Source organism: Streptomyces sp. NPDC004134, assembly GCF_042874195.1.
GTDB lineage: Bacteria > Actinomycetota > Actinomycetes > Streptomycetales > Streptomycetaceae > Streptomyces.
In genome coordinates this window covers 1-18,146 of the sequence record NZ_JBIAMS010000014.1, presented here as the reverse complement: position 1 = coordinate 18,146, position 18,146 = coordinate 1, and the positions used below count along the sequence as shown (strand labels likewise).

Genomic DNA, 18,146 nt, shown 5'->3' with positions numbered 1-18,146 from the left:
GCAGTGGCGGCGGCTTGTTCGGGAGCCCTGCTGCTGGCCGCCTGCGGCAGCGACTCGACCGTGGACGACGACGTCGACGGTGGCGCAGGCGGCACCGAGCCGACCAAGCTGTCCGCCGGGTACGTCTCCGCCATCGACCAGATCGGCCTGCCGGCCGGCGTCGAGGCGGGCTACTTCGACGAGCAGAACCTCAACGTGAAGCTGAAGGAGCCCTACCCGACCGGCGTCGACGCGCTGAACGCGCTGCAGGCCGGCGAGGTCGACGTGGTCCAGGTCGGCACCCCGGCCATCGCCGCCGCCCAGCAGGGCATCGACCTGGTGCTCGTCGGCAACTACACCGGCTCGTCCTCGCAGCTCAGCATCGACGAGACGATGGCCGTGGTGGCCGGCGGCGACTCCGGCATCGACGGCAAGGACCTCTCGACCCTGCGCGGCAAGCGCATCGGCGTCTCCGAGGGCTCCATCAACCACCTCTACCTGCTCGGCCTGCTGGACGACGCGGGGCTGAAGGCCGGCGACATCGAGATCGTCAACACCGAGCCGCCGGACATGGCGGTCGCGCTGGAGACCGGCGGCATCGACGCGGGCATCGTCTGGGACCCGTGGCCGATCACGATGACCGGGCAGGTCGACGGCGCGAAGGAAGTGCTGCGCGGCGGCGGCTACATCCCGTTCATCGGCTACCTGGTCACCACGCGCGACTACGCCGAGAAGAACCCCGCGGTCATCGAGCAGTTCCTGACCGCCCGCGCGCAGACCGACCAGTGGATGCGCGAGAACCCCGACGACGCCGCCGACTCGGCGACGCGCTGGCTGCCGGGCACCGAGAAGGCGGTCGCGCAGGAGGCGATGAAGCACAACGTCAAGCAGCTCGACGGCCGCTTCTCCGCCTGCAACTACCTCGCGCTCGACACCCTCGCGGGGCTGCTGGCCGAGCAGGGCAACGTCGAGAAGGGCTTCGACGTCAACAAGTACTTCCAGCCCGAGCCGATCCTCAAGGTCATGAAGGACAACCCCGACCTCTTCGCCGACCTGCCGCCCGTCCCGGACGCGGCGGCGATCGAGGGCGGGTACACCTTCGACCGCGACACCGCCGCCGAGGCATGCCCGTCGTGACCACGCCCCGTACCGAGAAACAGGCCACGGCCGCGGCCGCCCCGAGCACGGGGCGGCCGCGGCCGGGCGGCCGGCCGCCGGGGCAGCAGCGCAAGCGCAAGCGCGGCGCGGCCAACACCCCGGCCGCGCGGGCGATCTCCGCGCTGTGGTTCCTCACCCCGCTCGCGCTGCTCGTCGTGGTGTGGCTGGTGGTCGTCGCGATCACCGACCCGCCGCTACGGGTCTTCCCGCAGGTCGGCGACGTGCTCTCGGCGCTGGGCGACATGTGGTCCAGCGGCGAGCTCTTCGACCACCTCGGCGCGAGCCTGCGCCGCATGGGCATCGGCTCGGTGATCGCCATCGCCACCGCCCTGCCCTTCGGCATCGCGCTGGGCTCCAGCGCGGCGCTGTCGGCGTTCTTCTCCCCGCTGCTGCGGTTCTCCGTGGCGCTCGCGGGCATCGCCTGGATCCCCGTCGCCACCCTGTGGTTCGGCTACGGCGACAAGGCCGTGATCTTCATCGTGTGGAACGCGATGTTCTTCGCGATCACGTACAACGCGATGCTCGGCGTCCGGCAGATCCCGACCCAACTGCTGCGCGCCGCACGCAGCATGGGCACGAGCCGGCTGCGGATGTTCTGGGAGGTGCTGCTGCCGGGCGCGCTGCCCAGCGTCGTCACCGGCCTGCGGGTCGGCCTCGGCTACGGCTGGCGCGGACTGGTCGCCGCCGAGATCATCGCGAGCAACGCGGGCCTCGGCTACGCCCTGTTCCAGGCGCAGAAGTACTTCCAGACCGACGTGATCATCGCTTCGATGGTCATCATCGGCGTGCTCTGGCTGCTGATGGACCGGCTGATGCTGGCCCCGCTGGAGAAGCGCACGGTGGAGCGCTGGGGCATGACGGGAGGGAGGGGCTGATGGCGTCGGACACCACCGGTACCGCTGCGACGACCGACTCCGCCAAGGCAGCCGGGCCCGTACGGCGCCCGCCCGCGGGGCGCAAGCCGCGCAAGGGCGCGAGCCCGGGCGTGGTACGCGCCCGCAAGGTCTGGCTCTGGCTCACCCGCCGCGCCGCGTTCCGCACCCTCGGCCCGTTCGTGCCGGTCATCGCGCTGTGGTGGCTGGTCGCCGAGATGGGCGTGTTCGACGAGGCGTTCTTCGTCGGCCCGCCGCGGGTGGTCGAGGAGTTCGGCGACCTGATGGAGAAGGGCATCCTGCCCGGCTACCTGACGGACTCGCTGACCAGGCTGGCGTACGGCGTCGGCTTCGGCCTGGCCATCGGCCTGCCGATGGGCTTCGTGGTGGCGATGTTCGCCAAGGTCCGCCGGTTCTTCTGGCCGATCCTGCTGTTCTTCCAGGCGGTCGCCGACATCGCCTGGCTGCCGATCGTGATCGTCTGGTTCGGCTTCAGCCTCACCGCGGTCACCTTCGTGATCGTCTACACGATCGTCTTCCCGCTGATGCTGAGCGTCGTGGCGGGTGTGGAGCAGGTGCCGCGCGAACTGCTGCGCGCGGCGCGCAGCCTCGGCGCGAGCAGGACGCGGGTGTTCTTCGAGGTCATCCTCCCGGGCGCACTGCCGTCCGTGGCGGGCGGCGTCCGCACCGGGCTCGGCTACGGCTGGCGCGCCCTGGTCGCCGCCGAGATCATCGTCGGCACCAGCGGCGTCGGCTTCATGATGTTCGACGCCCGCCGGGTGGGCGACATCAGCCAGGTGTTCCTGGGCATGGCAGTGCTGGGAATCCTGTGGTACGCGCTCGACGCCATGGTCCTGGCGCCGTTCGAGCGCGCCACCGTCGAACGGTGGGGCATGGTACGGAGTTTGGAGGCCGACGGATGACGGCGCTGGAGATCACAGGACTGCACAAGAACTACGTCGACGCGTACAGCGGCGAGGAGGTCACCGCCATCGGCGACGTCTCGTTCAGCGTGAACGAGGGCGAGTTCGTCTCCGTGCTCGGCCCGAGCGGCTGCGGCAAGACGACCGTGCTGAACATCGTCGCCGGCTTCGTGAACCTCACGGAGGGCTCGGTCGTCGTCGACGGCCAGGAGGTCGGCGGCCCGGGACCCGACCGCGGCGTGGTGTTCCAGAGCCACGCGCTCTTCCCCTGGAAGACGGTGCTCGGCAACGTGGTCTTCGGGCTGCGGATGAAGGGCGTGCCGCGGGCGGAACGGGACACCAAGGGCAAGGAGTTCCTGGAGCTGGTCGGGCTCGGCGGCTTCGAGCACAAGTACCCGCACGAGCTGTCCGGCGGCATGCAGCAGCGCCTGGGCGTGGCCCGCGTGCTGGCCAACGAGCCGGCCGTGATGCTGATGGACGAGCCGTTCGCCAGCATCGACGCGCAGACGCGGCGCAAGCTCCAGGAGGACCTGACCCGCATCTTCGAGAAGCGGCACCCGACGGTCTTCTTCGTCACCCACGACGTGGACGAGGCGGTGTTCCTCTCCGACCGGATCGTGGTGCTGTCCAAGCGGCCGAGCCGGGTACGGGAGATCGTCACCGTCGACCTGCCGCGGCCGCGGGAGTGGCGTACGGCGCTGGAGATGCCGGAGTTCCGGGAGATCGCGAACCGGGTCAACGAGCTGCTCGTCGACGACGAGGGCGCGGCGGCCGGCGCGACGGCCGGCGCGACGGACGACGCGGGAGGTGCGACCGATGCCGCCTGAACGGCAGTCGCTGGCGTTGAGGGCGGTCCGCAGCCCCACGATCCGCCGGCTGCTCATCCTGGTCCTGCTCATCGTCGCGTACCAGGTCTGGCTGACCGTCCAGGCGAGCGGCAAGGTCGACCCGGCGGTCGGCGACGAGCGCGACATGCGCGGCCGCTTCTCCGCCGACGTCGAGCTGGGCTTCCCGCCGGAGCGGTACCACATCCTGCGGATGCAGAAGCACGGCCGGATCGCCGGTACGGACGGCAACACCGTGCATCTGCGCGGCGTGGCGCCCGCGGGCGTGGACGCGCTGGCGCGGGAGTACTGGATCGAGCGCATCGTGCCGCCGGAGGACGAGACCCCGGCGGGGCGGTGAGCGCGCGCCCCGCGCGCTGAAGCCGGGAGCCCGTACGCACCACCCTGGTCGGGTGCGTACGGGCTCCTTGCCGTCCGGATCGCCGTCCGGGCCGGTACCGGCTCAGCTCCAGGTGCGGTCCCAGGCCGGGTTGTCGTTCCACTCCTTCGTCGGCGCGAACAGCTTCTCGCCTTCGGCCAGGTGCTTGGCCATCTCCTTCTCGTCCAGCTCCACGCCGAGGCCCGGCGCGTCGGTCAGGTGGTAGAAGCCGTCCTTGAGCAGCGGCTCGCCGCCCGCGATGAGGTCGTTCCAGAACTTCACGTCGCTGGCGTGGTACTCCAGGCAGACGAAGTTCTCGGTGGCGGCGGCGATGTGCGCGCTGGCCATCGCGCCGATCGGCGAGCCCGCGTAGTGCAGCGGCATCGCCATGCCCTGCTCGCGCGCGTAGTCGCCGATGCGCTTGGTCTCCAGGATGCCGCCGGCGGTCGCCGGGTCGGGCTGGATCAGGTCGACGGCGCCCTCGTCGACGAGGGTACGGAACGCCTCCAGGCCGTACATGTCCTCACCGGTCATCGTGGGGACGTTGACGGCCTTCGTGATCTCCTTCCAGTCGTCGGTGCGGAACCACGGCACCAGGTCCTCCAGCCAGGCGAGGTTGTAGCGCTCGAAGCGGTTCGCCAGCCGGATCGCGGTGTTGACGTCGAAGTGGCCGAAGTGGTCCATGCCCATGGGGACGTCGTAGCCGACGGCGTCCCGCACCGCCTCCACGTACTCCGCCATGGCGTCCAGGCCCTTGTCGGTGATCTGCACCATGGTCAGGCCGTGCTCGGTCATGCCGTAGCCGCCGGGCGTGCCGTCGTACTGCTGGAGGTTGCCGTCGTAGAGGCTCTTGCCGACGACCGCGCCCGGCAGGTCCTGCACGATTTCCAGGCCGAGGTCCATCTTGAGGAAGGTGAAGCCCATCTCGACGCGCTCTTTCATGCGCTGCGCGTAGACCTTCGGGTCCTCGGACTCGGTGGTGTCGGTGTAGAGGCGTATCTTTCTGCGGTACGCGCCGCCGAGCATCTGGAACACCGGCACGCCGTACGCCTTGCCCGCCAGATCCCACAGCGCCATCTCGACACCTGAGACACCGCCGCCGCGGCGGCCGTGGTTGCCGAACTGCTTGAGGCGCCTGAAGAGCATCTCGACGTTGCACGGATTCTCGCCGAGGAGCCGGCTCTTCAGCTCCAGCGCGTAGCGCTTGTCGGCGTCGTCGCGCACCTCGCCCCAGCCGGAGATGCCCTGATTGGTCTCGATGCGGACGATCGGGCTGGTGAAGGGCACGCCCTCCAGCACCGCCACCCGCAGGTCCGTGATCTTCAGCTTGCTCGGCTTCGAGGCCCTGGTGACTTTCTGGGTGAGGAACTCGACCTGTTCTTCCGCCGGTCGGAATGCGAGTGCGCCGAGCCCGAGGCCGCCCGTGGCGGCGGCAGCGCCGAGTCCCAGTACGGTACGCCTGGAACGCGTGCCGGTGCCGTTCTCGGATTCCTGCATGTGGGGGTCCTCCGTAAGGATTCCGGGAATTCTGCGGCACACCATAGGCGCGGGTCCCGAGGCTTGGGAGCGGTCCCGCCGCGTTAGTTTCCGTATGCATTCATCAGGAAAGCGAATGCGTGCAGGGCCGGCCGCTCGATTCGGTTCCCGAATGGCGCCATCCGCAACTCGCCCTTAACGGCGCTGGATCCCGTACGTACGCTGCGCGCATCCCCTGCGTGGCTGCGTACCATGTACGACGCACTAGCTGTACGCACCACGTACTACGCGCCACGCACGACGCACTACCGCAGCATCAGGCAGCCGGCAGAGCTCAGAAAGCGAAGGTGACGTATGGAATCCCCCGCGCACGACGGCAGTTCGCGCAGGTCCTTCCTCAAGCGCGGCTCCACAGCCGCCGCGGCCGCGGCGATCGGCGCCTCGGCGGGCGCCGCGGGTTCGGCGTTCGCGGCGCCGGGCCCGGGCGGCGGCGGCAGCGGCGGCTCCGGCCCCGGCGGCAACGCCCCGTTCCCCCAGTTGAACTGGCCCGACGACGTCCGCGAAGGACCCGACACCCCCAAGCTCTGCCAGTGGATGTCCCGCAACCCCAGCGAGGCCACCGTCCGCCGCTGGCGGCAGGCCGGCATCACCGGCGCGCTCGTCACCGACGTGCCCCCGGCCCCCTGGGACGCCGCCGAAATGCGCGCCGACCGCGAGCGCATCGAGGACATGGGCATGCACGTGACCGCGTACCTCATCAGCGCCCCGGACGCGGTGGTACGCGGCGAGGACGGCAGGGACCAGGCCATCGAGGACATGAAGACCTCGCTGCGGGCCGCGGGCGAGGCCGGCATCGACGTCGTCGAATACAACTGGTACGTCCACCGGTTGAAGGAGGGCTACTACGAGGAGATCGACGAGACCGACCGCATCGGCGCCGGCTACACCGCCTTCGACCTCGACCACGAGGTGGACGGCGTCAAGGTCCGCGACCTCCCGCGCCCCGACGGCGTGCCCGCGTTCACCCGCGACGAACTCTGGGAGCACTACGAGCACTTCCTGCGCGAGGTCATACCCGTCGCCGAGGAGGCGGGCGTGCGCATGGCCGTGCACCCCAACGACCCGCCCGCCGCGATCAGCCGGGGCAACCCGCAGATCATGGGCTCGGTCCCGGACTGGAAGCGGATGGTCGAGACCGTCGACAGCCCGTCGAACGGCATGACCGTGCACGCGGGCGTGACCGCGGAGGTCGGCTTCGACTCCGTCGACTTCCTGCGCTGGATGAGCCGCAAGGACCGGGTCAACCACATCCACTACCGCAACGTGCGCGTGGACGAGCCGCAGGTGAAGTACGCCGAGGTGTTCCCGGACAACGGCGAGACCGACATGTTCGGCTTCATGCGCCAGCTCGTGCGCGCCGGCTACCCGCGCGGCATCCTCGCCGAGCACCCGCGCGCGAACGACTTCGACCGGGAGAACGGTTCCGACCAGAGCAACCAGTACAAGGACGTGGGCGGCGGCGGCCACGGCATGGAGCTGTACGACACCGGCTACGCGCGGGCGATGATGCAGGCCGCGCTGATCATGGAGCGGGGCCGGTTCGGGCGCGGGGACGACGACGAGCAGTGAGCGGACTGCTCTTCGAGGACGCGGCGCGGGCCGCGCTGCGCCGCGGCGTCGCCGCGGTCGCGGACGCGGCCCGGGTCACGCTGGGGCCGCGCGGGCGGCTGGTGGTGCTGGGCGGTACGGGGCCGGGGTCGGCCGGCTCCCGTAGCGGCGGGTCCGGGGCCGGCGGGTCCGGTTCCGGACCCGGACCCGGTTCCCGGGCGGGTGCCGGGGATGCCGGCTCCGGGGCCCGCGCCGCCGCCGGCCCCGTGGCCACCCGCGACGGTGCCACCGTCGCCGACGCCGTCCTGCTCTCCGACCCGTACGCGAACCTCGGCGCCTCCCTCGTCCGCCAGGCCGCCACCCGTACCCGCCGCGCCGCGGGCGACGGCACGACGACGACCATCGTGCTCACCCGGGCGCTCTTCGAGGCCGGGCTGCGCGCGGTGACCGCGGGGGCCGATCCCGTCGCCGTACGCCGCGGCCTCGACGCCGCCGCGGCGGCGGCCGCCGCGCACCTGACCGCCACCGCCCGCACCGTCGACGGCGAGCGGGACACCGCCCGGGTCGCCGCCGCGGCGGCCCGCGACCCCGAGCTGGGCGAGCTGGTCGCCCGCGCCTTCGCCAAGGCCGGGCGGAACGCGGCGATCTCCGTGGAGGAGGCGCATGTGGCGGACGTGGAGCTGGAGTTCACGGAGGGGCTGCGGCTGGACCGCGGCTTCCTCAGCCCGTTCATGATGACCCACCCCGAGCAGGGCACGGCGGTGCTGGAGGACCCGTACATCCTGCTCCACCACGGGCGCGTCGCCGGGCCCGAGGACCTGCTGCCGGTCATGGAGCGGGTCGCGGCCACCGGCCGCCCGCTGCTGGTCGTCGCGGACTCCGTGCAGCAGGACGCGCTCGCGGCGCTGGTCGCCAACAGACTGCGCGGCACGCTTCTCTCCGCGGCTGTCCCCGCACCGGCGCTGGGCGCGCGGCGGCTGGCGCACCTGGAGGACCTGGCGGCGCTGACGGGGGCGGACGTGGTGCTGCCCGAGAAGGGGATGCTGCTTCGCGACACGGAACTGTCGTCGCTGGGGCGGGCGGAGCGGATCGTGGTGACGAGGCGGACGACGACGGTGTCGCGGGGCGCCGGTGCCGCGGAGGCCGTGGCGCGGCGGGTGTCGCACCTGGAGTACGCGCTGGCCGAGGCGGTGTCCGACTTCGACCGGGAGGTGCTGGAGCTGCGGCTGGCCCGGCTGACGGGCGGGGTGGCGGTGCTGCGGGTCGGCGGCGCCACGGACCCGGAGCGGGCGGAGCGCCGGGAGCGCGTCGCGGGGGCGGTGGCTGCGGTACGGGCGGCGCTCGCGGAGGGCGTCACGCCGGGCGGCGGCACGGGGCTCGCGGGGGCGCGGTCGGCGGTGGACGCGCTGCTGGGCGGTACGGAGCCGGGGGGCGTGGCCCGTACGGTGTCCGCCGGGACGGCGACGAACGGGACCGGCACCGCGGGAGCCGCGCCCGGCGGGGACACCGCCCGCGCCCTGTCCGCCGACGAGCGGGCGGGGGCCCTGGCCGTACGGGCCGCCCTCACCGCCCCGCTGCGGCAGCTCGCCGACAACGCGGGCGCGGACGGCGCCCGCGTCGTCGCCGAGACGGCCGCCCTCCCGCCGGGCCACGGCTGGAACGCGGACACCGGTACGTACGGCGATCTGCCCGCGGCCGGCGTCCTCGACCCGGTCCGCGTGCCCCGTACCGCGCTGGAGAACGCCGCCTCCGTGGCGGGGCTGATGCTGACCGCGGGGGCCCTGGTGGTCGACCGGGCGCCGCGGGATCCGGACGCGGTCAGTTGGCGCCGCCGGGGCCACGGCCACCACCACGGCAAGGGGCACGGCGGCAACGGGCACGGGCACCACCACTGAGGGACGGGGGAGCGACCGGCGGCCGGCTGTCAGTGGCGTGCAGCACAATGGTCGGCGGACGAGGGAAGGACGGTGCCATGGCGGTGTGGGACGAGCTGGTCGGGCAGCAGCGGGTCGGCGAGCAGTTGGCCGCCGCGGCCCGCGCCGCCGACGCCCGCGTCACGGCGGAAGCCGGCACCTCCGCCCCCGGCGGCCACCCCGCGGAGGCCGCCGCGCCGCCCTCCAACTCCGCGATGACGCACGCCTGGCTGTTCACCGGACCGCCGGGCGCCGGCCGGGCGACGGCGGCCCGCGCGTTCGCCGCCGCCCTCCAGTGCGTCAGCCCGGACCGCGCCTCCGCCGGCCCCGGGTGCGGCTTCTGCGACGGCTGCCACACCGCCCTCGTCGGCACCCACGCGGACGTCACCGTCGTCGCCACCGACCTCCTCACCATCGGCGTCAAGGAGACCCGCGAGCTGGTCCGCCGCGCCCAGCTCGCCCCTTCCGGCGGCCGCTGGCAGGTCATCGTCGTCGAGGACGCCGACCGCCTCACGGAAGGCGCGGGCAACGTCCTGCTGAAGGCCATCGAGGAGCCCGCGCCGCGCACGGTGTGGCTGCTGTGCGCCCCGTCGCTCGAGGACGTGCTGCCCACGATCCGCTCCCGCTGCCGCCACCTCTCCCTCAGCACCCCCGCGGTCGCGGCGGTCGCCGCCGTCCTCGTCCAGCGCGACGGGATCACCCCCGCGGTCGCCGAGTCCGCCGCCCGCGCCGCCGGCGGCCACCTCGACCGGGCCCGCCGGCTGGCCACCGACGACCGCGCCCGCGAGCGCCGGGCCGCGGTGCTGCGGATACCGCTGCGCGTCGACGACATCGGCGGCTGCCTGCGCGCGGCGCAGGAACTGGTCGAGGTCGCGGCGGACGCGGCGAAGGAGCGGGCCCAGGAACTGGACGAGCAGGAGACGGAGGAGATGCGCACGGCGCTCGGCGCCCAGCCCGGCGGCCGGATGCCGCGCGGTACGGCGGGCGTGATGAAGGACCTCCAGGAGCGCCAGAAGCGCCGGTCGACGCGCAGCCAGCGCGACAGCCTGGACCTGGCCCTCACCGACCTCGCGGGCTTCTACCGGGACGTGCTCGCGCTCCAGCTCGGCGCGGTGGCCGACGCCTCGCTGCTGCCGTGCGCGGACGTGGGGGACGGGCTGCGGCGGATCGCGGCGGACAGCAGCGCGGAGACGACGCTGCGGCGGATCGACGCGATCATGGAGTGCCGGGACGCGCTGGAGCGGAACGTGGCCCCGCTGCTGGCGCTGGAGGCGATGACGGTGACGCTGCGCAAACCGTAGGAGACCGAAGGCCGCACCCGCCCGCTCCTGTCACCCGTACGGGGAGAGGGTGACCGGGTGGGGGCCCCACCCGCAGCGGTTACGCTCAGGCGCATGGAATTCCGCAGCCTGTTCCGTACGGCCGCACCCGTCACCGCCCTGCTGGTGCTGATCGCCGCCGCCGGGTGTGACTCCGCCGGATCCGACGACGGCGGTACGGACACCGGCGGCAGCGCCGCCGGCGCCGCCCGCGCCGGCAGCGTCAGCAAGGTGCTCCAGCCGCTCCCGGCGAAGACCCCGGCGGACCTGAGGCCGTACTACGAGCAGAAGCTGCGCTGGACCGAGTGCGACGACGCCCCCGGCTTCGACTGCACGACGCTGCGCGTACCGATGGACTACGCCGAGCCGGCCGGCGGCGACCTGAAGCTGGCGGTGACCCGCAAGCAGGCCGAGGACCCGGGCGAGCGCCTGGGCTCGCTGCACGTGAACCCGGGCGGCCCGGGCGCGTCCGCGATCGAGTTCATGCAGAACTTCGCGGGCATCGGGTACCCGGCGGACGTCAGGGCCCGGTACGACATCGTGGCGATGGACCCGCGCGGCGTGGGCAGCAGTCAGCCGGTGAAGTGCCTGACGAACGCGGAGTTCGAGGCGCACACCCAGGTCGACCAGACGCCCGACGACGAGCGCGAGGTCGAGGCGCTGACCGCGTCGTTCGACCGCTTCGCCCAGGGCTGCGAGAAGCGCGCGGGCGACCTGCTGGGCCATGTCTCGACGGAGGAGGCGGCCCGGGACATGGACGTCTTCCGCGGCGTCCTCGGCGACGGGAAGCTGACCTACGTCGGCGCCTCGTACGGCACGATGCTCGGCGCCACCTACGCGGGCCTCTTCCCGCAGCGCGCGGGCCGCCTGGTCCTCGACGGCGCGATGGACCCGTCCCTCACCTCCCGGCAACTGAACCTCGACCAGAACGCCGGCTTCACCACCGCCTTCGACTCCTTCGCCGCGGACTGCGTCGAGCGCTCCGACTGCCCGCTGGGCACCGGCAGCGCCGAGGACGCGGGCACGCAGCTCCGCGACTTCCTGGACCGCCTCGACTCGAAGCCGGTGCCGACCGGCGAGAAGCGGAAGCTGGGCGAGCCGCTGGCGACGATGGGCGTGCTGATGGCCATGTACCAGGAGGACTTCTGGCCGCAGCTCCGCGACTCCCTGACGGACGCGATGGAGCGCAGGGACGGCAGCGGGCTGCTGGCGCTGGCGGACATGTACTTCGAGCGCGAGGCGGACGGCTCGTACGGCAGCATGATGTACGGCTTCGCCGCCGTGAACTGCATCGACCAGCCGCCGCCCTTCGAGACCCCGGCGGACGTCGAGAAGCTGGTCCCGGACTTCGAGGCGGACTCCCCGGTCTTCGGCCGCGACTTCGCCTGGGCCGCCCTGAACTGCGCCGACTGGCCCGTCGAGGCCACCGGCGAGGCCAACCGCATCGAGGCCGCGGGCACCGACCCGATCCTGGTCGTCGGCACCACCCGCGACCCGGCGACCCCGTACGTCTGGGCGGAGAGCCTGGCGGCCCAGCTCAAGGAGGGCGTGCTGCTGACGTACGAGGGCGACGGCCACACGGCGTACGCCCGCGGCAACGGCTGCATCGACGACGCGGTCGGCACCTTCCTCCTGGACGGCACCCCGCCCGAGGACGGCAAGCGCTGCCGGTAGCCCACTCCCAAACCGCGTGCGGAGGACCCCGAGGAACTGTGTAAACTTGTCGCCGTTGCCAGGGCCCCGGCCCGCAACCTGCCGCCTTAGCTCAGTCGGCCAGAGCGACGCACTCGTAATGCGTAGGTCAAGGGTTCGATTCCCTTAGGCGGCTCCACTGGACCCCAGCTCAGAATCTTTCTGAGCTGGGGTTTTTGGTTCAGCGGATGCGACGGCGGCGCCGCGCGCGTTCGGCTCGGGTGCTCCCGGTCTCAGTTCTGGTCTCAGACGTGGCCCCCGGGCGAGGCATGAAGGCGTCTCCCACGCGGCGCATGGCGTCCTTCGAGAGGTGCGATCGGCCCTTGACGTACCGCCGCGTCTGGCTGATCTGGGTGTGCCGAAGGATCTCCATGATGGTGGGCATGTCCACCCCCAACTCGTTCAGGATCGTGCCGGCGGTGTGACGGCTGCCGTCGTACAGTCGCCGGTCATCGATGCCCGCTTCGGCAAGCAGCTCCTTGAACTCCTCCCAGTCCGCCCGCGGGTCCAGCGGACGCCCGTCCGGCCGTGCGAAGACCGCCTTGTGCTCCTGCCACAGCTCGCCCGCGGCGGCCCGTGCCTCCTCCTGGTGTGCCTTGTGCTCGCGTAGGTGAGGGATGAACGGCGGCGGGATCGGTACGGGGTCCGTGCTCTTCTTCGTCTTGGGCCGGGTGAAGGCGAGTCCGCCGCCCTTGCGCTCCGGGCACGTGCTGGCGTGCCGAGTGCAGCCCTTCGGGCAGGGCCTAGGACAGCCACGCGTGTACGACTTGTGCCGGGTGCACCCCTCTGCGCAGGGCTCGAAGCGGTGGAGCCGGGCGCCGCAGGCGTGCGGGTCCTTGCAGCCGTGCCGCCACGTCAGCCGCTGTAGCTGCCACTGCGGATGGATCAGCTCATTGTCGAGGTCGACGTACGGCCAGCGGAGTCCAAGCGTCTCGCCCTGCCGGAAGCCCATCCCGACCCCGACGACCCACCGCATGAACGTGGCCCGCTTCGCCGCAGCTTCGAGGAACGCCTTTGCCTCCTCCCTGGTGAAGGGGTTCGCCTCGGTCTCCTCCAGGGAGGGCGGCTCTACGAGCGTGGCGACGTTCTCACCGATGATGCGGCGGCGATGGGCGATCTTCAGTGCGCGGGACAGGATGCGGTGCACCTTGAGCACGTGCGAGGGGGCGTGCCCCTCGGCGAGCATGGCGGCGTACATCCTCTCCAGATGCTCTGGGCCCAGCTTGTCGAGCCGGTGCTTGCCGACCCCCGGAACGATGTCGTTGCGAGTCTTGGACCAGTAGTCATCAAGGGAGCGCGGCCGGAGTTTCAGGCTCGCGATGGTGGTCAGATACGTCTCCATCCACTGCTCCACGGTGGGCACCCGCCCGGCCTTGGGCGCCCGGCCGCCGTCGCGGAGTTTTTCCAGGGCCCTGACCTTGCGGCGGACCTCCGTCTCGGTACGGGCGCGGCGGTGCCGGCGGTCGGGGCTGCCGTCAGCCTTGACGCCCATGGTGACGCGACCGTGCCACCATCCGTCGCTGCCGAGATAGATGGATGACGCCATGTTGGGCTTACGTGGGCTCATGCACTTCCTCCATGCAGAAAGTCGGTCCCGGACCGAAGTCCGGGACCGCCTCATGTGCGGTGCGGTGTTCAGGCGGCGGGAGAGAGTCCCGCCACGTAGCTCTCCAGGTCGCTTCGCCTGATGCGACGGCAGCGGCCCACCTTGATGTACTTCACGGCGCCGGCCGCCATCAGCTCGTAGAGGGTGGAGCGGCCGATGGCGAGCACGCCGGCGGCTTCCTTAGGGGTGTAGAGGAGCCGGTCGGCAGGGGCGGGGGTGCTCATGCGGTGCAACCTCCTTGGCGGGGTCGCTCCTGTCCGAGGTTCGGATTTCTGCGTCATTGCGTCATCTGCGTCATCCGAGCCGCTGACCTGCGGTTTTGGATGACGCAGGGGCTCGTGGCTGCGTCATCCATGACGCAGGGCTGTGTCACTCATGACGCAGATGACGCAGGATGACGCAGGATCCGCCGTCTGCGTCATGGGTGTAGCCGCAGGTCAGCGGCCGGTTTTCGGCTCTCATGACGCAGATGACGCAGCGTTCCTCTACTTCGGACAAGAGAGGGGGGTGTCTGTTGGTAGTGCGCGGCTCTCAAGCGTGAAGAGCGAAGAAGGAGCCGCTTCGCGGCGCGACCATTGGGCGCCGGCAAGCCGCCGAACAGCAAGAGGAGCACAACAGGCGCGGCGTGCTCTTCTTGCTTGTCCGGGACGGCCCCTGACGCCGGCGGTCAGAACACCTGCTCTTGCTCCGGCGGGGCGGGGGCCGGTGGGCGGCTCATCTCGATGTAGCGGGCGGCCATGGTGCGTCCCCAGTCGATGAGGACGCCGCGGGCGGCCAGGGTTGGCTGAAGCCGTTTGAGCCGGTCGGAGAGTACCTTGCCCGTGGTCGGCCACCCCTTCGGCAGGGGACGGCAGTCCTCCCCGACGTACAAGCGGGTCAGGCAGTGCAGCCACTCAGCCGAAGTCATCCGCTCCTCTGCACCGGCCTCCATTCCGGCGGCGTGCTGAAGCACAGTCTGCGCCAGCAGGTCCCCTTCGATCACGTCGTCGTTGAGGTCGTCCAGGCTCCGCCGGTACGCGCTCAGCGCCCCCAGGCCGGTGGCCACGTCGAGCTGCGCGCACAGGTGCGCGAAGTCCGCCATCCGCAGGTCCGTGGGCGTCTCCGCTTCGGCGGCGCGGACCTGGACCGTGAGGTCGAGCAGAGAGCCGAGGACGACGGGCAGGATCTCCTCGTACTCCGCCCACAGCTCTGCCTCGGTCCGCCGGACTTTGGGCCGTTCCAGGCGCAGCGGCAGGAGGCGTTCGGCGAGGTCGGGGCGGATGACGCCGACGTCGATGCCGGTCATGAGCAGCGGCCGGCGGTAGCGTGCGCGAACCACATCGCCATCGGTGTAGAGGGCGCGTTTGACGTTCTCGGCGCCTGTGACGATGCAGCACATCGCGTCGGACAGGTCCGGGGTGAGGTGGGAGAGGTTGTCCAGCGCGGTGACCCACCCGGCCGCCACCGCCGCCGTCAGGTTCTCCTCGTCCTTGGGGGCGCGGCGCAGGTCGCTGCTCATGCCCTCGATGACCCGCACGAGCATCCGCCCGCCGGTGGACTTGCCGGCGCCCTGCGGGCCGGTGAGGAACGGCGCGGGCACCGGCACGGACGGACCCAGGCACCCGATGAGCCAGGCCAGGGCCAGGCACTCGGTTTCTGCGCCGGCGAAGTTGCACAGCCGCAGCAACAGGTCGATGCCCTTGCCGTTGGTGCCCTTGGTCGGCAGGGGCAGTTCGCCGGTGAGCTGCGTACGGCGCCAGCACACCTCGCGGGGGTCGGGGGTGGTGATATCCCACCCGGTGGGGTGGATACGGACGGACTTGCCGTCGTTGCGGCCGAGGTCGAGCCAGGTCGCGCCGTCGAAGCCGGGCGCCACCCGGATGTGCACGGGCTGGACTTCCTCGGTGAGCGCGAGTGCCTCGATCAGGTCAAGCGCCTCCTTGAGTGCGGTGCCGTTGAAGACGCCGCATCCGTCGCGGAACAGGCCGACCATGAGTTCCTGGCGGTGGCTGCCGGTGGTGCCCTGGGAGCGGATCGGGCGGGCCACGGGGTGGCCGTTGCGCTGCGCGTACACGGTGCCGTCCGCGGTGCGGAAGTAGCTGAAGTTCGCCTGCGCATAGTCGGCGATGACCTCACGGGCCGGTGTCTTGTCGTCGTCGGACATGGCTACAGTCCCAACCGGTTGCGGGCGTTGGTCCATGCGTCGGTGCAGTGCCAGGCCGTCTCGCCCTTGGCCTGCGCCGCGGCGAACAGCCGCGTCACGTGGTCTTCAGTCAGGCAGCCGCACCGGCCATGCGTGGACAGCACGGCCAGGAACGTGCCGTAAACGGTGTTGTGCACCGCGCTGCGGGCCTCGGTGATGCGCTGCACGGCCATCGCGATACCGCGTTCGAGGAATGCGGGTGTGCGGTGCCGGCACGGGCCCTGCCCGCCCGGCACAGCCACGGCGACGGCCCCCGCCGGGCGGGCCTGCGGCGGCTGCTTGGCGGCCAGTTCCCGCACCGTGTCAGGCAGCGTCGTCATGGTGTCGGTGCCGAAGCCGAGCCAGCGTGCGTAGGCCATCGTGGACTTGATGTCGACGCCGGGCCGTACCGCGTTGGCGGACTGCATTCGCCCGAGGTAGAGCCAGTGCTCGCCCCGTGTGGTGGGCACGGTCTGAGTAGGCGGTAGGGTCTCGCGGGCCCAGGCCACGGCGTCGGCGTCGTCGAGGTCGACGACGGTGAGCCCGGCCCCGCCCGGGTGGTAGGCGACCGCAGCCGCCTGCACCCACGCGCGCCGCCAGATGCCGGAGCTGATCACGTCCGGGTCGGTCGTGGCGGCGGCCCACGCGTGGCACGGTGCGGGGCAGGTGCAGGGGCCGGGGGTCCTCATGTTCGGCCGACCGCCGCAGGCGTTGCCCGCGCAGCGGCGGCAGTTGCCGAACGGCACCTTCCCCACCCGCAGGGGCAGGACAGGAATGCCCGATGCGGCAAGGCCAAGGGCGGCAGGCAGGTAGTCGTTCACGCCGCCTCCCCCACACGCCCGGCGTACAGCAGCGCGTACGCGGCGCGGCCGATGTGCTCGCTGTAGGCCGGGGGGATGGCCTCGGTCAGTTCCTCTCGCACGTCGGTCCAGTCGATGCCGAGGGCCGCTTGCAGCTCCGGGACGGTCGGTTTGCCGCCGCCGTTGCCGTAGGCGGCGACGTACGGGCCGTCGTAGAAGCGGCCGTGCCGGTAGCCGCGCACCCGGCCCCGATGCGGCACATGCGCCGGCCGCTCGATGCGCCAGCCGCCCAACTCGAAGTTGCGGTGCCGGATCACCCCGAGACCGAACATCTCCCCACACAGCGTCAGGTCCTTGCGGATCTCCGCGCGACCGTTGGGCTGCTCAATCACGTGCGGCAGGCCAGTCTTGTCGAGCAGTTCGCGGGTGGGTGCCACGAGGTCTTCGTGCGTGCCGCCCCATCCCTGGGACTGGTTCGTGCCCACCGTGAGCGCGCATCCGTGCTGACAGGGCGGGGAGGCGTGCACGAACCCGTACCGGCGGATCTCGCCCGTGGCGATCAGATGGGCGAGGTAGCTCAGCGCGTCGCCGCGGTGGTAGGGGAAGGGGTAGTTGGGTCGGTCGGCGATGTCGCAGCCGCGCACCTCGAATCCGGCACGGGCGTAGCCAGCGGCGGCGCCGCCGGCGCAGGAGAACAGGTCCAGCAGTAACGGCCGGAACGTGGCCGGCACTCGCCGGATGTCGGTGGGTTGGGTCATGCTGGAGTCCTCCAACAGGTCTGTTGTGGGCCGTTGGCCGGGGCGACCGCGTGTTCTTTGGCGAGAAGAGCGGTCGCCCCGGGCGTCGCTAGGGGTGGGCGGTGTGAGGCTGCATCGCGGGGGTGAAGGTCAGCGACATGGCGCCGCCGGTGGGGTGCCAACCGTGGACAGCGATCCGCAGTTCGTGGTGTGCCTGATCGGCGCGGTCGCAGATGAGCCGTCCGTCCGCGGTCAGGGCCCATGCAGTGGCGCCGTCGTAGTCGGTGTAGACGGTGGTGGGGTCAGCCACCGCGGCTTCCGGGGTGGTGTAGTACGTGCTGCACTCGGAATCGACGTTGCGACGCCCGCACAGATCGCAGACGGCGACGATGAGGCTCACGGTCATGAAAGCGATGAGATTCCCCTTCAGTGTCGGTCGCGGGTGAGTCGCAGGGTGATGCCGCCGACTCCGAGGGGTCCGGCGGCGCCGGCGATGACGGTGGCGGCGTGGGTGGCCGCGTCGAGCAGCGCGCACACTGCGACGACCAGTCCCCAGCAGCCGGCTGCCGCGGCGGCGGCGATGGCGACGGGAATGAGTAACCTTCGCCACGGCACGCCGTGGCGGGTCGTGGTCGGGACGGTGATGATGATGGGCTGGCCGGTTGCCTGTGCTCGGTCGTAGGCGTCGGCGGGGATGTG

The 18,146-nt window shown here is 71.7% G+C and carries 17 protein-coding genes and 1 tRNA gene; 10 read left to right on the top strand and 8 right to left on the bottom strand.

Features of this window, described 5'->3' with window-relative positions; genetic code table 11:
* The first annotated feature begins 3 nt into the window (after nt 1-3).
* The 5 genes from ACFYVJ_RS18725 to ACFYVJ_RS18705 are packed head-to-tail and all read left to right on the top strand — an operon-like array spanning nt 4 to nt 4,117.
* Nucleotides 4-1,116 (top strand): ABC transporter substrate-binding protein, encoded by a 1,113-nt coding sequence (locus tag ACFYVJ_RS18725; protein ID WP_125939050.1) that lies wholly within the window; start codon nt 4-6, stop codon nt 1,114-1,116.
* Nucleotides 1,113-2,012 (top strand): ABC transporter permease, encoded by a 900-nt coding sequence (locus ACFYVJ_RS18720; protein WP_388892695.1) that lies wholly within the window; start codon nt 1,113-1,115, stop codon nt 2,010-2,012. The genes ACFYVJ_RS18725 and ACFYVJ_RS18720 overlap by 4 nt, the downstream gene beginning before the upstream one ends.
* Nucleotides 2,012-2,932, top strand: coding sequence for an ABC transporter permease (locus ACFYVJ_RS18715; protein ID WP_388892693.1), 921 nt, complete (start codon nt 2,012-2,014; stop codon nt 2,930-2,932). Before ACFYVJ_RS18720 ends, ACFYVJ_RS18715 begins: the two co-directional genes overlap by 1 nt.
* Entirely contained in the window at nt 2,929-3,759 is an 831-nt protein-coding gene (locus ACFYVJ_RS18710; RefSeq protein ID WP_388892691.1) for an ABC transporter ATP-binding protein, read from the top strand. The genes ACFYVJ_RS18715 and ACFYVJ_RS18710 overlap by 4 nt, the downstream gene beginning before the upstream one ends.
* A complete protein-coding gene (locus tag ACFYVJ_RS18705; protein WP_388892689.1) occupies nt 3,749-4,117 on the top strand; it encodes a hypothetical protein in 369 nt (122 codons plus the stop codon). Before ACFYVJ_RS18710 ends, ACFYVJ_RS18705 begins: the two co-directional genes overlap by 11 nt.
* Before the next feature lie 102 nt (nt 4,118-4,219).
* Here the strand turns inward: ACFYVJ_RS18705 and ACFYVJ_RS18700 are convergent, their stop codons facing one another.
* The gene (locus tag ACFYVJ_RS18700) at nt 4,220-5,632 is read right to left on the bottom strand and encodes a mandelate racemase/muconate lactonizing enzyme family protein (RefSeq protein ID WP_388892687.1); all 1,413 of its coding nucleotides are present in this window, start codon (nt 5,630-5,632) and stop codon (nt 4,220-4,222) included.
* A gap of 333 nt (nt 5,633-5,965) precedes the next feature.
* On the opposite strand from ACFYVJ_RS18700, the gene ACFYVJ_RS18695 reads away from it, so the two are divergent.
* From ACFYVJ_RS18695 to ACFYVJ_RS18675, 5 genes are all read left to right on the top strand, one after another.
* Nucleotides 5,966-7,240, top strand: a complete 1,275-nt coding sequence (locus ACFYVJ_RS18695) for a mannonate dehydratase (protein WP_388892685.1) — start codon at nt 5,966-5,968, stop codon at nt 7,238-7,240.
* Nucleotides 7,237-9,114, top strand: coding sequence for a chaperonin GroEL (gene groEL / locus ACFYVJ_RS18690; protein ID WP_388892683.1), 1,878 nt, complete (start codon nt 7,237-7,239; stop codon nt 9,112-9,114). The genes ACFYVJ_RS18695 and groEL overlap by 4 nt, the downstream gene beginning before the upstream one ends.
* Before the next feature lie 77 nt (nt 9,115-9,191).
* Nucleotides 9,192-10,433 carry a DNA polymerase III subunit delta' gene (locus tag ACFYVJ_RS18685; protein WP_388892681.1) on the top strand — a complete coding sequence of 414 codons (1,242 nt, stop codon included), beginning with the start codon at nt 9,192-9,194 and terminating at the stop codon, nt 10,431-10,433.
* Nucleotides 10,434-10,526: 93 nt separating this feature from the next.
* Entirely contained in the window at nt 10,527-12,125 is a 1,599-nt protein-coding gene (locus ACFYVJ_RS18680; protein ID WP_388892679.1) for an alpha/beta hydrolase, read from the top strand.
* Between the two features lie 80 nt (nt 12,126-12,205).
* Nucleotides 12,206-12,282, top strand: a tRNA-Thr gene (locus ACFYVJ_RS18675).
* 42 nt (nt 12,283-12,324) lie between these two features.
* Here ACFYVJ_RS18675 and ACFYVJ_RS18670 read toward each other — a convergent pair.
* The 7 genes from ACFYVJ_RS18670 to ACFYVJ_RS18640 all read right to left on the bottom strand — a co-directional run.
* Entirely contained in the window at nt 12,325-13,710 is a 1,386-nt protein-coding gene (locus ACFYVJ_RS18670; RefSeq protein WP_388892677.1) for a tyrosine-type recombinase/integrase, read from the bottom strand.
* 68 nt (nt 13,711-13,778) lie between these two features.
* Entirely contained in the window at nt 13,779-13,973 is a 195-nt protein-coding gene (locus tag ACFYVJ_RS18665; protein ID WP_388892675.1) for a helix-turn-helix domain-containing protein, read from the bottom strand.
* 443 nt (nt 13,974-14,416) lie between these two features.
* Nucleotides 14,417-15,892: an ATP-binding protein gene (locus ACFYVJ_RS18660; RefSeq protein ID WP_388892673.1), complete on the bottom strand. Its 1,476-nt coding sequence runs from the start codon at nt 15,890-15,892 to the stop codon at nt 14,417-14,419.
* 2 nt (nt 15,893-15,894) lie between these two features.
* Nucleotides 15,895-16,731, bottom strand: a complete 837-nt coding sequence (locus tag ACFYVJ_RS18655) for a bifunctional DNA primase/polymerase (protein ID WP_388892672.1) — start codon at nt 16,729-16,731, stop codon at nt 15,895-15,897.
* A complete protein-coding gene (locus ACFYVJ_RS18650) occupies nt 16,728-17,468 on the bottom strand; it encodes a DNA methylase (RefSeq protein WP_388892670.1) in 741 nt (246 codons plus the stop codon). Before ACFYVJ_RS18650 ends, ACFYVJ_RS18655 begins: the two co-directional genes overlap by 4 nt.
* An 88-nt stretch (nt 17,469-17,556) precedes the next feature.
* Nucleotides 17,557-17,853, bottom strand: a complete 297-nt coding sequence (locus ACFYVJ_RS18645) for a hypothetical protein (protein WP_388892668.1) — start codon at nt 17,851-17,853, stop codon at nt 17,557-17,559.
* A gap of 20 nt (nt 17,854-17,873) precedes the next feature.
* Nucleotides 17,874-18,146, bottom strand: a 273-nt coding sequence (locus tag ACFYVJ_RS18640; RefSeq protein WP_388892666.1) for a hypothetical protein, incomplete at its 5' end; no start/stop codon positions are given.